The sequence below is a fragment of the Thermobifida halotolerans genome, assembly GCF_003574835.2.
Taxonomy (GTDB): domain Bacteria; phylum Actinomycetota; class Actinomycetes; order Streptosporangiales; family Streptosporangiaceae; genus Thermobifida; species Thermobifida halotolerans.
Genome location: NZ_CP063196.1, coordinates 1,389,526 through 1,402,952, shown reverse-complemented (window position 1 = coordinate 1,402,952; position 13,427 = coordinate 1,389,526). Strand labels below are relative to the sequence as shown.

The following is a 13,427-nucleotide window of genomic DNA, read 5'->3' as shown; positions in this document are numbered from 1 at the left end:
GGGTGAGGAAGATCGCATGCTGATCGGGGAGCTTTCCGCGCGGACCGGAGTGAGCCGCCGGATGCTGCGCTACTACGAGGAGCAGGGACTGCTGCGCAGTCGGCGCGGCGCCAACGGCTACCGGGTCTATGACGACGACGCGGTGCGGGTCGTCGGGCACGTTCGGGCGCTGCTGGCCGCGGGGATGTCCACCGAGGTGATCGCCACCGTGCTGCCGTGCGCCGACGGGGAGCCGACCCGGTTGGATCTGTGCCCCAGCGTGACACGCGCCCTGCGGCGGCGGCTGGCCGAGGTGGACGCCCGGATCGAGGATCTGCGTCGGAGCCGCGACATGCTGGCGGGCTACCTCGCGGACGCCTGAGCGGCGCCCCGCAGAGGGCGGGAGCCTCCCCGGCCAGGACCGTTCCGGTCGGCTCACGCGGGTGGGCCCCGACGGGGCGGGGCCGCTCTCCCGTGTGGACACTCCTGGCGGTCCGACCGCCGGTCGGGGCGGGCACCGGCCCCCGTGGGCGGGGAGATCCGGGCGGGCCGAGCCGCCTCTCAGCGGCGCAGCCGGTCGAGCAGGTCCCGGACCACGGCGTCCGGGCGGTCGACGTGGATCGTGCTGTGCGCGGCGTCGCCGAGGAGGCGCAGCTCACCGTGGTCGGCCGCCTCGGTCACGGCGGTGAACAGGGCGCGTCTGCCGCCGTTGAGCCGCTTGGGGGCCTCGGGTGGCAGCAGCAGCTCCTGGCCGGAGCCGAACCCGAGGCCGACCAGTACGATCAGCGGCGTGTCGGGCACGTCTCCGGCGTTTCGGAGTTCGTCGGCGAGGTCGGCGACGTTCCTCTCCCGCGCACCGGCGGCCAGCCACTCGGGGCTGAGGTGGCACTCGACGAGGATCTCGCCGACACCGGCGGGAAAGTCCGCGTACGTCCGGGTGAGCAGGCCGCGGAACTGCTCGAGGACCTCCTCGGTCAGCTCCGGTTCGGGTGTCCGCTCCGCCTCGCGCTGCCGCGCCCCGGGCGGCATGTGGGTGTCCCAGTCCCCGTGGAAGCCCTCGAGCGACACCAGGCCCGCCACCTCGTCGGGGAAGCGCTGGGCGAAGCGGCGCGCGTAGGCGCCACCCTGGGAGTGCGCGACGAACACGCAGGGCGCGGCCACACCGCAGGCGTGCAGGAGTCCGTGGAGTTCGTCGACGACCTCCGCGCCGGTGCGGGGCAGGTCGACCGGGTCGCTCCAGCCGGTCCCGGCGCGGTCGTAGACCACGCTCGTGGTGAACCCGCGGATCCGGTCGTGGACGGTGAGGTAGTCCAGGCCGACCAGGTCCGCGCCGGGCAGGAACACCGCGGCCGGACCGCTGCCCGAGCGGTGCGGCAGCAGTCGCCGTCCGTCGAGGCCGTGGAGCCGGCCCGGCGGGGACGCGCCGCCGCTCCCCCCTCACGTCAGGTGAGGAGGACCGCCGCGGTGATCGGGCAGACGAGCATGAGCGCGCTGACGGGCACACCCGTGGGAACCCCGTCGGGGGTCTCGACGAGGAGGCCGAGAGTCCGGAAGGGGACGGAGAACGCGAAGGTCAGCAGGAAGAAACGGAGTGGTCCTCCCGGCGCCGACGTGCCGTACACGGCCGGGCCTCCCGCCGCGGTACGTGTCCGACGCCGGACAGTACGACGGGTGCCACCGCGCCTCGGCTCCCCGCCGCGTCCCCCCTGCCTGCCCCGGGCACGGACCGCCCGCCCGGGACCGGGTTCAGCGCACCCGCAGGCGGCGCCGCACGACGTCGAGGCCGCGCAGGGCCGCCGCGGTGAGGCGGCGCCACGGACGGACGAGGGCGGACGGAATCCGGCGGCGCGGGCAGTCACCCGCTCCCTCCGGGAAGCCGACCCGCGAGGACAGATCGACGACCTCGGCACCCCCGTGCATCCGGTAGCGGCCGTGCACCGCGGCCACCGCCTCGACCAACTCCTCCCCCGCGTCGTGCGCGCCCAGCGCCCGGGACAGCGCGCGGGTGCGCCACAGCGTCAGGCGTGCGTCGTGGCCGTGGACGAGTTCGACGACCCCGGCGCCCGCCCACTCGGCGCGCTCCACCATCCGCGCCACGGTCTGCGGTCCCACCCCGCAGGTCACGGGCACCCGGAGCAGGTAGGGGGCGGGAAATCCGGTGCGGGGCGCGGCGGGGACGAACCGGACCCCGGGGTCGGCGAGGTAGTGGGCCTGGATCAGGCGCGCCTCCAGCCAGGTCTCCCCCGCGGTGTCCCAGTCGGCCGCCAGGACGACCTCCAGGTCGGGCCCGTCGCAGGCCAGCAGCCGGTCCACGCAGGCACGCACCAGTTCGTAGGGGTGCTGGTCCACGTCGACGACGACACGCACCAGCGGCACGCGGCACTGCGCGCGCCGCCGCGGTCGGTGCGGGGAGCGCGCGTAGGGGACGAGGTCGGACAGCGCGTCGCTGCGCGTGCCCGGCACGCGGGTGCGGTTGACCGTCGCGCTGCCCAGGTGCCAGGCGCGGGCGGAGCGGTCGGGCACGAACACCCCGCCCGCCTGCCACAGCCGGTAGCCGAGTTCGGTGTCGTGGCCCAGGGCGAGGGCGGGGTCGACGCCGCCCGCGGCCTCGTACAGCGTGCGGCTCATCGTCACGCACGAGCCGACGAAGGCCCGGAAGCCCTGGCTGTCGGCGTCGCGTAAGTTGTCGCTGCGCGCCAGGAGCCGTTCGACGCGGGGATGGGGCGGGGCGTCGGTGAGGCGGTGGCGCAGGGCGCGGCCCGCGGCGAGTCCGGCGGCCTCGGCGGGGTCGAGCGCGCTGACCGTCGCGTAGCGGACGTCTCCCAGGGCCACCGCGCGGGGGTGGGCGTGCTGCCAGCGGACCAGGGCCTCCACGAGGGTGGCCTCGACCAGCAGGTCGGCGTCGAGCCAGCACAGCACCTCCCCCGTGGTGACGCGGGCGCCGTGGGCGCGGGCGTGTCCGGGCCCCCATCCGTGGGGCGGGGCGGCCTCGATCCGGCAGCGGTCAGGGCGCAGGCCGGGCAGGCGCGGCGGTGTCGCGGAGTGGTCGTCGACGACGACCACCTCCATCAGGTGCTCGGGATAGGTCTGGCGGGCCAGGCAGGCCAGGACCAGGTCGAGGCGGGTCTGGTCGTCGCGGACGGGAATGACGATGCTGACGGTCGGACCGGGTGCCCAGGCCCCCACCTCGGGCGGGTCCAGCACGCTCCAGTCGTTGCGGAACACGCGTGGACCGAGGTGCTCGGCGGGTCCGTGGGGAGAGGCACCGACCATACATGACGGTGCGTACTCGAATAGATGCACAGGGTAACTATAGAGGGTGGCGCAAGCACCCCTCCGTTCAGGGGCCCTGCCCGAACATGACGGGGCGCGTCGCCGAGTCCGTCCTCCTCGGCGACGCGCCCGCGACCGTACGGTCACCGTTACGGCGCTTCGACGCTACCCTGGGCCAGCGACATTCTCAGTCTCCCCCGCTGGCCGCGGCCTTATTCGCCCACCAGCACCAACCCAACGTGACGAAGGTCACCATCCGGTCCGGTTGCTCCACCTCCCCGCGCTTCCGGGCGGCCCCGTACCAGGGCACCCGCCTGCGGTGTCCGGTGTTCTCCCGGCCCACCCGCGCCGGGGAGATGTCGTACACCACGGGCTTCCCGGCCCCGTGGCACCGGATGTTCTCCCGACCACCCGTCGGTGCAGACGCAACCGCGGCATCCCGCCCCGGAACGCCTCGCCCTCTCCTGACCTCCCGGGACCAGTCTCAGGAGGTGACGTAGCCGGTCTCGCCGCGCTCGCGGGCGCGCAGCGCCGCCTCCAGGCGGGGAGCCAGCAGCGGATGCATGAGGCGGACGGCCTCGTCGGGTTCGGCGAAGACGTACCCGTCCAGCTCCTCCTCCTGCAACCGGATCGGCGTGCCGGGCGCGACGGTACCGCAGTCGAAGACAAAAGAGGTGAACGCCCTGGGCCGCTGCCCGCGGGGCGCGCTCCAGTGCACCGCCAGCAGCCGTCCGGCGCGCACCGACAGCCCCACCTCCTCGGCGACCTCCCGCTCACACGCCAGGTGCGGGGCCTCCCCGTCCTCCACCACCCCGCCCGGCATCGTCCAGTCCTCGCGGTAGTTGGGATCCACCAGCAGCACCCGGCCACCGGTGTCGGTGATCAGTCCGGACGCGGCGAGGTAGGACGTCGGCAGGCTCGCGAACCACTGGGCGGGGGGCAGAAGACCGGTCATGGTGGCAGGCTAGCGCCCCGCCGCACAGGCGAACCGCCGTCCCCGGCCCAACCCGCGGGCGGGGGGAGGGCGACACGCGCGACTGGTATGACACCCGCCCGACCAGCCCGACGAGGTCGCGCATGTCCTTACCCGGCTGTCCGGCCCTCCCCCGAGAATCCTGCCACACCGGCGCTCCCGGCCGGACAACGCAGGCCTCAGCGGCGCGCGCCCGCCACGAGCCGCGCGACGAGCACGCCCGCCACCAGCAGCGTCAACGCGCCGAGCACCACGGAGAACGGCCCGGCGGGAAAGCCCAGGATCCGCACGGTCCGCTCCATCCGCACCACCTCCTGGTAGGGGGTGTCGTCCGCGGCGGGCGCGAACACGAAGTCCCCGGTCAACTCCGAGGGGTCCCAGATGTCGTGGTCCAGGGTGGTCAGGAACACGCCGTCGGAGCCGACGAGGTCGCGCAGCCGCTCCGACTCCACGTCGGCGGCCGTCAGCCGTCCCGCGAAGCGCAGTCGGGAGTCCACCGGCACGTCGTCGACGCGGTCCATGCGGTGGTCGGCCAACAGGTACAGGCGCGCGTACTGGCCGCGATCCGACAGCGCGGTCAACCGCATCGGATAGACCAGTTCGGTCGCGGGGAAGGTCACCTCCACCGGCTCCAGCGCACCCGACAGGGCGGCCTTCTCGGCGTCCAGGCGCACCGCGACGTAGTACCAGCCCTCGGCGACGTACGGCTCCAGCGCCTCGGCCAGGTCGTCCTCCAGCGCAAAACCGTTGTCGTCGAGCCAGTCGTGCAGCGCGGCGGCGTCGTCGGCGGCGAGCGTGGCCGCGTCGAACGGCCCCAACCCGACGCGGTCGAGGACCGCCACCCCGCCCGCGGGCGCGCCCGCCACCGCCCCCTCCCCCGAGGGCCACCACCGGTCGACGTACTCGGTGCGGGGTGCGGAGACCTCCCCGAGTTCCTCGAACACCGCGGCGTCGCCCAGCGCCACCTCGGCCGGGGCCGGCGTGGGCAGCAGCAGGGCCGCCGCACTGTCCTGCGACCGCGCCTCCAGTTGCAGCACCACGGTCTGCACTCCGTCGGCGAAGTGCACGACGGTGCTCTCCCCGTACACGTCGACGTCACCGACCATCGCCCCGCACCCGCACGCCCACGACGGGGCGGCCCACCCCGCCGCGACCGCGAGCACCGTCACCGCCACCACCGCCGAGCCCCGCCGGACCGCCGCACGCATGCACCCTCCCCGCGCCCGTCTGACAGTTCGGATGATCCGACGCCGCACAGCGCGAAGAAGACGAGGGGCCCGCCGATCGTGACCATACGGTGATCCGGCGGGCCCTCCCGGGTCTCTCAGCCCCGCAGCAGGGCGCGGTGCGCCAGTTCGCGGCAGACCACCGCGAAGTCCATCCCCGCCGACTCCACGGCCAGCGGCAGGGTGGAGGTGCCGGTCATCCCCGGGGAGACGTTGACCTCCAGGAAGTACACGCGTCCGGACCCGTCCACGATGAGGTCGGTGCGCGAGACGTCCCGCAGGCCCAGGGTGCGGTGGACGGTGACGGCCGCATCCGCCGCGGCGCGGGCCACCTCCTCCGACAGTCGCGCCGGACTGAAGAACTCGGTGCGCCCGGCGGTGTAGCGGGCGGCGTAGTCGTAGACCCCGCCGTCGGGCACGATCTCCACCGCGGGCAGCGCCACCGGACCATCCCCCAGGTCCAGCACGCCCACCGCGATCTCGGTGCCCTTCACCTGCTGCTCGATCAGCGCGGTGTCGCTGTAGGCGAAGCAGCCGACCAGGGCCGAGGGCAGTTCGGAGGCGTCGTTGACGGCCGCCGCCCCGAACGCCGAACCGCCCTGGTCGGGTTTGACGAACAGCGGCAGGCCCAGCATCGCCACGATCCGCTCCAGCACCGCGGGCGCCCCCAGGTCGTGGAAGAGCGACTTGGGCAGGGCCAGGCCGCGCGGCACGGCGACCCCCCGTTCGGCGACCAGGGTCTTGGCGATGGGCTTGGCGTAGGCGACACGGCAGGCGTCGGGCCGCGCGCCCACGTAGGGGACACCGGACAGTTCCAGGACCTCGCGGATCGCGCCGTCCTCACCGGAGGTTCCGTGCAGCACCGGAAACACCACCTGCGGCGGGTCGGCGGACATGGTGCCGAGCAGTCCCGGACCGACATCGCAGGTCTGCACCTCCACACCGAGACGGCGCAGCGCCTCGGCGACCCGGCGTCCCGATCGCACCGACACCTCGTGTTCGGGCGACAGCCCTCCGGCGAGCACGAGCACCCGGTTCAGGTCGGCCACGGTCCTGCCCTCTTTCTGTCCCTGTCCTGCTGCTGTGGTCACGGCTTGCTGGTCTCCTACGGCAGGTCGGGTGCCGGCGCCTCGCCGCCCCGGCCACCCGACGCCGACACGCCGCCGAAGGTGTCGCGCAGCTCGATCTCGCCCTCCAGCACTCCCACCAGGCGGCGCACCCCCTCACGGATCTGCTCGGGGGTGGGATAGCAGAACGACAACCGCATGTTGCGCTGCCCGCCGCCCCCGTAGTAGAAGCCGGTGCCCGGAACGTAGGCGACCCGCTCGTTGACGGCCCTGGGCAGCATGGACTTGACGTTGATCCCCTCGGGGACCGTCGCCCACACGAAGAAGCCGCCCTCGGGCCTGGTCCAGGAGCACCCCGACGGCATGAGCGCCTCCAGGCCGGCCAGCATGGCGTCGCGGCGGGCCCGGTACATCTCGTTGAACTCCTTGATCTGCTCCGCCCACGGCTGGGTGGCCAGGTAGCGCCCCACCACCGCCTGGTTGAAGTTGGAGTGGCTGAGCATCGCCGACTCGGCGGCCAGCACGAGCTTGTCGCGCACCGCCGACGGCGCCAGCGCCCACCCGATCCGGAAACCGGGGGACAGGGTCTTGGAGAAGGAGCCCAGGTAGATGACGTTGCGTTCGGAGTCGGCGCGCAGCGGGCGCACCGGGTCGCCCTCATACCGCAGCAGGCCGTAGGGGTTGTCCTCCACGACCAGCAGGTTGAACCGCTCGCAGATCTCCATGACCCGCCTGCGGCGCTCCGCCGAGAGCGTCACCCCGGCGGGGTTGTTGAAGGTCGGCACGGTGTAGAAGAACTTGACACGCACCCCGTCGCGGGCGAGGTCGGCCAGCCGCTCCTCCAGCGCCTCGGGCACCACACCGTCGTCGTCCATCACGACGTGCTCGATACGGGCCTGGTAGGCGGCGAAGGTGTTGATGGCGGTGACGTAGGTGGGGCCCTCGGTCAGCACCACGTCGCCGGGGTCGACGAAGACCTTGGTGATCAGGTCCAGCGCCTGCTGGGAGCCGACGGTGACGATGACGTCGTCGGGGCTGGCGTCGATCTCCTCCAGGGCCATGACCTCGCAGATCTGCTGGCGCAGTACCGGATCGCCCTGGGCGGAGCCGTACTGCAGCGCGGTACGGCCCTGTTCGACGACGACCTGCTGGGCGAGTTCCCCGAGAGTGTCCAGCGGCAGCGCGCTGATGTTGGGCATGCCTCCGGCGAGGGAGACCACCTCGGGTCGGGAGGCGACGGCGAACAGTGCGCGGACCTCCGAGGCCACCATCCCCGCGGCTCGTGCTGCGTAGGAGCCGACGTAGGGGTCGATGCGCGAACCCTGCGGGTTGGGCTGGGACTCTCGGGGATCAACGGACACGATCCACCTCCGCTTGTGAAGGACCCGTACGAACCGGAAGGCCGACGGACGGGGCCGCGTGCCGCGGTCCGAGATCCGGAGACGGACACCAACGGATGCGCTGGCGCACCCCTCCCCGCCGTCGACGCCCCGGTTGATTACCGGCAAGTGTACGCACTCGCCCGCCCCCGCACTCCCAGTGGCCACATGCGGCCCCGTGCAAACCTCCTCACGGAGGCCGCGTACCGGATGCCACCGGTTCCGTCCGGGACCGCCCCGCCCCTCAGGGCCGAGGCGGATCCGCCTCGGCGTCCGGCCGGACGCCGTCACCGCTCGGCGGAGCGGCGCGGCACCCCCCGGCGGCCCCTCGTCGACCGGCCCGGCAAGGAGGACCACGGTCACGCGACCGTGGCGGGAACCCCCGCCTTGGGGCGGGGAACGGAGGTCAGAGGCCGAAACCGCGCAGCCGGTCGATCTGGCGGCGCTCACGCTTGGTGGGGCGTCCCGCGCCGCGGCTGCGCCGGGCCACCGGCACGGCGAACTCCGGCGGCACCGCCGGGGTGTGGTCGACGTAGCAGCGCGTCGCGATCGGCGCGCCCACCCGTTTCTCGATCACGTGGGAGACCTCGACGATCCGGTTGACGCCGTTGACGCGCGCCCGCACCCGGTCACCCGCCTTCACCGGAGTGGCGGGTTTGGCGGGTTTGTCGTTGATCCGGACGTGCCCGGCCCGGCACGCCTGGGCGGCGTCGGAGCGGGTCTTGGTGATGCGCACCGCCCACAGCCAGCGGTCCACGCGCGTGGCGGGCGGTCCGGGCGGCAGCGGGGGCGCCGACGTCTTCGGCTGCTCGGCGCGGGCCTGGTCCTGTCCTACGTCGTGGTCGTGCACGGTCCCAGCCTAGCGTCCGGCGTCCGGCGCGGTCGGCGGACGCCCCCACCTGCCGGTTCCCGCGGAGGCGGGCCCGGACCCGCGGGTCAACGGGCCCGCCTCCGTCGCGGACCGTCCCCGGTCAGCAGACGTTGTAGCTGCTGTTGTTCCGGGTGATGTTGCGGAAGGTGACGTTGTCACCGCACGGGCTCTCCCTGATGGCGGTGTTGGTCACCGTCAGGTTCTGGATGGTGACGTCGGCGGTGTTGGGGAACTCCGACCGCGCGGCGATGCGGATCTCCCCGGAGTCGCGCACCGTGCCCGACTGGTTGGCCAGCGTCACGTTGTAGCAGTTCTCGATGAGGATGGCGTTGTTGCCGGTGCCCGCCAGGTCGATCCGGTCGATCACCGCGCCGCCGCTCTCGGAGACGCAGAAGACGCCCCGGCCGCCGCCGCGCGCCCGCACCTCGCCCACCCGGATGTTGACCGGGTAACCGTCGCCGACGCGTCCGTTGCGGTTGGCCATGCGAAAGGCCGCGTAGCCGGTGCCGGTTCCGGCGTTCTCCGCGTCGACCAGGTCGACGGTCGCGTTGATCGTGTCGTTGAGCAGCAGCCCCGAGTAGGCGGTGTCGCGCGCCACGACCGTGCCGATGTCCAGGCCGTCGACACCGTAGGTCTCCACGCCGTGGTTGCCGGTACCGGACACGTAGACGTGGTCGATGCTGACGTTGCGGGTGCGCACGCCGCGGTTGTCGTGGTTGTCCACGCGCACGCCCAGTCCTCCGGACAGCCGCAGGTCGAGCTGGCCGAAGTGGACGTCGGAGGCGTTGCGCACGAAGATCCCGAAGTAGGGCGAGCCGGTGACGGTGATGTGGGGCACCTCGACGTTGTGGGCGTTGCGGATGCGCACCACCGCGTTGTTGGCCGAAGGGCTGCCGGTCACGTCGATGGTTCCGCACACCTCCAGCACGGTGTGGCTGGGCAGGTCCAGCGAACTCGCGGCGCTCACCGTGCCGGAGCCGCGCACCACCACCCGCTCCTTGGACGTGCGTCCGGGGGTGAGGCTGTCGACGGCCGCGCGCATCGCCTGCAGCATGTCGGAGCCGGTGTAGCGGGTGGAGCCGCCGTTGCGCGCGGTCCAGGTGCCGCCGTTCCTGGTCACCTCGGCGTGGTAGGAGCCGCTGCCGCACTCACCCGTGCCGCCTCCTCCGCCGTTGCCGTCGACCCTGACCAGTTGCCAGCGCTGGTTGGCGCCGTCGTGGTCGGTGTACTGCGACAGGCGGGCGCCGTTGTCGGTGGACCACTCCCACACCTCCAGGGCCTTGCCGCTGTTGCGGTTGACCAGCCGCACGTCGCCGCCGGCGGAGTCCACGACGCGGAACTGCTGGTTGTGGCCGTGGGTGACGTCGTACTGGCGGATCTCGGCGCCGTCGGCGGTGGAGTGCTCCCACACGTCGACGGCCTTGCCGCTGTGCCGGTTGACCAGCACGTAGTAGCCGTCCCCGGCGGAGACGAACCGGAACTGCTGGTTGTGGCCGCCGAGGTTGTCGTACTGGCGGATCTCACCGCCGTTGTCGGTCGACCACTCCCAGACGTCCATCGCCTTGCCGCTGTGCCGGTTGACCAGCACGTAGTAGGCGTCTGTGTCGATCGCCGCCGCGGCGGCGGGGCGCGCGACGACGACAAGAAGCGCCGCCGCGAGCGCGACGACACCGCCGAACGCGAGAAGCAGCCGCCCCGGCGACGGCCGTCGCCGCCGGGCGGTCATGGTCAGGGACACGTGGTACCTCCGTGGGGATCGCGTCCGGCGGTGCGCCGGACGGGGAGGGAGGTCCGCGGCCACCGTTTCCGAGGGGGCCGCGAACCGACGCGAAAGCGCTTTCCGAAAAACTAGGAAAAGTCACGGAGTGTGTCAACGCATCCACGGTGCGCATCAATCTCTCGCGTTCCCGTTCCACCCGCCCCACCAGCGTCCCGGCGTTGCGGAAGCGATACCGAGAATGTGCTCCACCGCACACCGCCGCTCCTAGAGTCATCCCATGTCTGTTGCCCTGCCCCGCCTACGACGCTGGCTGCTCGGCGTTCTCGCCGCCGTCGTGGCGCTCCTCGTCATCGCCGCAGCACTCGGCGTCTGGACCGTCCGGCGCTCCTTCCCCGACGTCTCCGGTGAGGTGGCGCTGCCGGGCCTGAGCGCCCCCGTCACCGTCCACCGCGACGAGTACGGCATCACCCACCTCTACGCCGACACCCCCGAGGACCTGTTCGCCGCCCAGGGCTACGTGCACGCCCAGGACCGCTTCTGGGCGATGGACTTCAACCGCCACGTCACCGCCGGGCGGCTCGCCGAACTGTTCGGCGCCGACCAGGTCCCCACCGACGCCTACCTGCGCACCATGGGCTGGCGCCGCGTCGCCGAGGCCGAGTACGACCTGCTCGACGACGACACCCGCGCCTACCTGACCGCCTACGCCGACGGCGTCAACGCCTACCTCGACGGCAGGTCGAACACCGAGGTCAGCCTGGAGTACGCGGTGCTGGCGGCCACCAACGGCGACTACAGAATCGAACCGTGGACGCCCGTCGACAGCCTGGCCTGGCTCAAGGCGATGGCCTGGGACCTGGTCGGCAACATGGACGACGAGATCGCCCGCGCCTCCCTGCTCGCCGCCGGGCTGACCCGCCAGCAGGTCGAGGAACTCTACCCCGCCTACCCCGAGGACACCCACGAGCCGATCGTCGCCGGGGGCAGCGTCAGCGACGGCGAGTTCACCCTCGCCTCCACCGAGGGCGCCCCCGCGGAGGTTCCCGACACCGCCGCCGTACGGGCCCTCGCCGACCTGCACGCCCCGCTCGACGCGATCCCCCGCACCCTCGGCCCCGCCTCCTCCGAACTGGGCTCCAACTCCTGGGTGCTCTCGGGCGAGCACACCGCCTCCGGACTGCCGCTGCTGGCCAACGACCCCCACCTGGGCGCGGTCATGCCGTCCATCTGGTACCAGATGGGCCTGCACTGCTCGTCCGTCGACTCCTCCTGCCCCTTCGACGTCACCGGATTCACCTTCCCCGGCCTGCCCGGCGTGGTCATCGGCGCCAACGACACCATCGCCTGGGGATTCACCAACCTCGGCCCCGACGTCGTCGACCTGTACCTGGAGAAGATCGAGGGCGACGCCGCGATCGTGGACGGCGAACCCGAACCGCTGGAGACCCGCACCGAGACCATCGAGGTCGCCGGAGGAGAGGACGTGGAGATCACCGTGCGCTCCTCCCGCCACGGCCCACTGCTGTCGGACCCCGAACTGGGCGCGCAACTGCGCGACTTCGCCGAGCACGCTCCCGTCACCGCCGACGGCGCACCCGCCGAGACCCGTCAGGACGGCGACTACGCGGTCGCCATCAGCTGGACCGCCCTGAGCCCCGGACGCACCGCCGAGGCGGTCTTCCGGCTGAACCGGGCCCGCAGCTTCGAGGAGTTCCGCGAGGCGGCGCGCTCCTTCGAGGTCCCCGCCCAGAACCTCGTCTACGCCGACACCGCCGGAAACATCGGCTACCAGGCCCCCGGCAGGATCCCCGTGCGCGGCAGGGGCGACGGCCGCTGGCCCGCCCCCGGCTGGGACTCCGCCCACGACTGGAAGGACTACATCCCCTTCGAGGAACTGCCCACCGTCCTCAACCCCGACTCCGGCGTCATCGTCACCGCCAACCAGGCGGTCGTCGACTCCGGCTACCCGCACCTGCTCACCGCCGACTGGGACTACGGCTACCGCTCCCAGCGCATCAACACCCTGCTCGACGAGGCGGTCGCCGAGGGCGACCTGACCGTCGACGACATGCTCGCCCTCCAGATGGACAACGAGAACACCGGGGCGCGCGCCCTCGTGCCGCACCTGCTGGAGGTCGAACTCGACGGCACGGCCGAGCGCGCCCGGCGGCTGCTCGCCGACTGGGACTTCCAACAGGACGTCGACTCCGCCGCCGCGGCCTTCTACAACGCCACCTACCGCCACCTGGTGCCGCTGGTCTTCGACGAACTCGGCGCCAACCCCGGAATCGGCGCCTCGCGCGCCTGGCTGCTGCTGGCCGACCTGGTGGCAGACCCCGAATCCGCCTGGTGGCACGGCGCGGAGGCCGACAGCCGGGAGGAGGCCCTGGCACTGGCCATGGAGCGGGCCTCCGAGGAGTTGACCGGGCTGCTCGGCGACGACCCGGCCGAGTGGCGGTGGGGCGACCTGCACACCCTGACCGCGCGCAACGCCTCCTTCGGCGAGTCCGGGATCGCCGCCGTGGAGTGGCTGTTCAACCGCGGCCCCGTGGCGGCGGGCGGCGGATCCAGCATCGTCAACGCCACCGGCTGGAACCCGGCACGGGGGTATGAGATCACCACGGTCCCGTCGATGCGCATGGTGGTGGACCTGGCCGAGCCGGACGGCTCCCGGTGGGTCAACCTGACCGGGAACTCCGGCCACGCCTTCCACCCCCACTACGACGACCAGATGGAGCTGTGGGCCGAGGGCGCGACCACCCCGATGCGGATGAGTCGCGCCGCGGTGGAGGAGGCCGCCGAACACACCCTGGTCCTGCGCCCCTGAGCCGCACGGCACCGCGGCCCCGCCTCCCGCCCGGGGGACGGGGCCGCTCCGGCGCGCGTGCCACCGACTCGCGGGCGCGTCGTCCACGGCGGCACCGCCCGCCGCACGGAGC

At 72.9% G+C, this 13,427-nt stretch carries 11 protein-coding genes; 2 read left to right on the top strand and 9 right to left on the bottom strand.

The window, feature by feature from the left end:
- Positions 1 to 16 precede the first annotated feature (16 nt).
- A complete protein-coding gene (locus NI17_RS06230; protein WP_068692502.1) occupies positions 17 to 361 on the top strand; it encodes a MerR family transcriptional regulator in 345 nt (114 codons plus the stop codon).
- A gap of 179 nt (positions 362 to 540) precedes the next feature.
- Here the strand turns inward: NI17_RS06230 and NI17_RS06225 are convergent, their stop codons facing one another.
- The 9 genes from NI17_RS06225 to NI17_RS06185 form a co-directional block, all read right to left on the bottom strand.
- Positions 541 to 1,323 carry an alpha/beta fold hydrolase gene (locus NI17_RS06225; protein ID WP_211329443.1) on the bottom strand — a complete coding sequence of 261 codons (783 nt, stop codon included), beginning with the start codon at positions 1,321 to 1,323 and terminating at the stop codon, positions 541 to 543.
- Between the two features lie 98 nt (positions 1,324 to 1,421).
- Positions 1,422 to 1,601: a hypothetical protein gene (locus tag NI17_RS06220; RefSeq protein WP_068692501.1), complete on the bottom strand. Its 180-nt coding sequence runs from the start codon at positions 1,599 to 1,601 to the stop codon at positions 1,422 to 1,424.
- 124 nt (positions 1,602 to 1,725) lie between these two features.
- Entirely contained in the window at positions 1,726 to 3,204 is a 1,479-nt protein-coding gene (locus tag NI17_RS06215) for a glycosyltransferase family 2 protein (protein ID WP_234402006.1), read from the bottom strand.
- Between the two features lie 532 nt (positions 3,205 to 3,736).
- A complete protein-coding gene (locus NI17_RS06210; RefSeq protein WP_068692499.1) occupies positions 3,737 to 4,207 on the bottom strand; it encodes an NUDIX domain-containing protein in 471 nt (156 codons plus the stop codon).
- Positions 4,208 to 4,404: 197 nt separating this feature from the next.
- Entirely contained in the window at positions 4,405 to 5,433 is a 1,029-nt protein-coding gene (locus tag NI17_RS06205) for a DUF2330 domain-containing protein (RefSeq protein ID WP_068692498.1), read from the bottom strand.
- A 116-nt stretch (positions 5,434 to 5,549) separates the two neighbouring features.
- On the bottom strand, positions 5,550 to 6,500 hold the full coding sequence (locus NI17_RS06200; protein WP_068692497.1) for a D-alanine--D-alanine ligase family protein: 951 nt from the start codon (positions 6,498 to 6,500) through the stop codon (positions 5,550 to 5,552).
- 56 nt (positions 6,501 to 6,556) lie between these two features.
- Positions 6,557 to 7,879, bottom strand: coding sequence for an aminotransferase-like domain-containing protein (locus tag NI17_RS06195; RefSeq protein WP_068692496.1), 1,323 nt, complete (start codon positions 7,877 to 7,879; stop codon positions 6,557 to 6,559).
- 424 nt (positions 7,880 to 8,303) lie between these two features.
- Positions 8,304 to 8,747 carry an RNA-binding S4 domain-containing protein gene (locus NI17_RS06190; RefSeq protein ID WP_068692495.1) on the bottom strand — a complete coding sequence of 148 codons (444 nt, stop codon included), beginning with the start codon at positions 8,745 to 8,747 and terminating at the stop codon, positions 8,304 to 8,306.
- Positions 8,748 to 8,868: 121 nt separating this feature from the next.
- Positions 8,869 to 10,506 carry an RICIN domain-containing protein gene (locus tag NI17_RS06185; protein WP_243597641.1) on the bottom strand — a complete coding sequence of 546 codons (1,638 nt, stop codon included), beginning with the start codon at positions 10,504 to 10,506 and terminating at the stop codon, positions 8,869 to 8,871.
- A 259-nt stretch (positions 10,507 to 10,765) separates the two neighbouring features.
- Here NI17_RS06185 and NI17_RS06180 point away from each other — a divergent pair, with 259 nt between their 5' ends.
- A complete protein-coding gene (locus tag NI17_RS06180; RefSeq protein ID WP_068692494.1) occupies positions 10,766 to 13,315 on the top strand; it encodes a penicillin acylase family protein in 2,550 nt (849 codons plus the stop codon).
- Positions 13,316 to 13,427: the final 112 nt, after the last annotated feature.

What these genes read in the sequence shown, in the direction of transcription:
- NI17_RS06230 (WP_068692502.1), top strand. Translation starts at nt 17, where the DNA reads ATGCTGATCGGGGAGCTTTCCGCGCGGACCGGAGTGAGCCGCCGGATG.
- NI17_RS06210 (WP_068692499.1), bottom strand. Translation starts at nt 4,207, where the DNA reads ATGACCGGTCTTCTGCCCCCCGCCCAGTGGTTCGCGAGCCTGCCGACG.
- NI17_RS06205 (WP_068692498.1), bottom strand. Translation starts at nt 5,433, where the DNA reads ATGCGTGCGGCGGTCCGGCGGGGCTCGGCGGTGGTGGCGGTGACGGTG.
- NI17_RS06180 (WP_068692494.1), top strand. Translation starts at nt 10,766, where the DNA reads ATGTCTGTTGCCCTGCCCCGCCTACGACGCTGGCTGCTCGGCGTTCTC.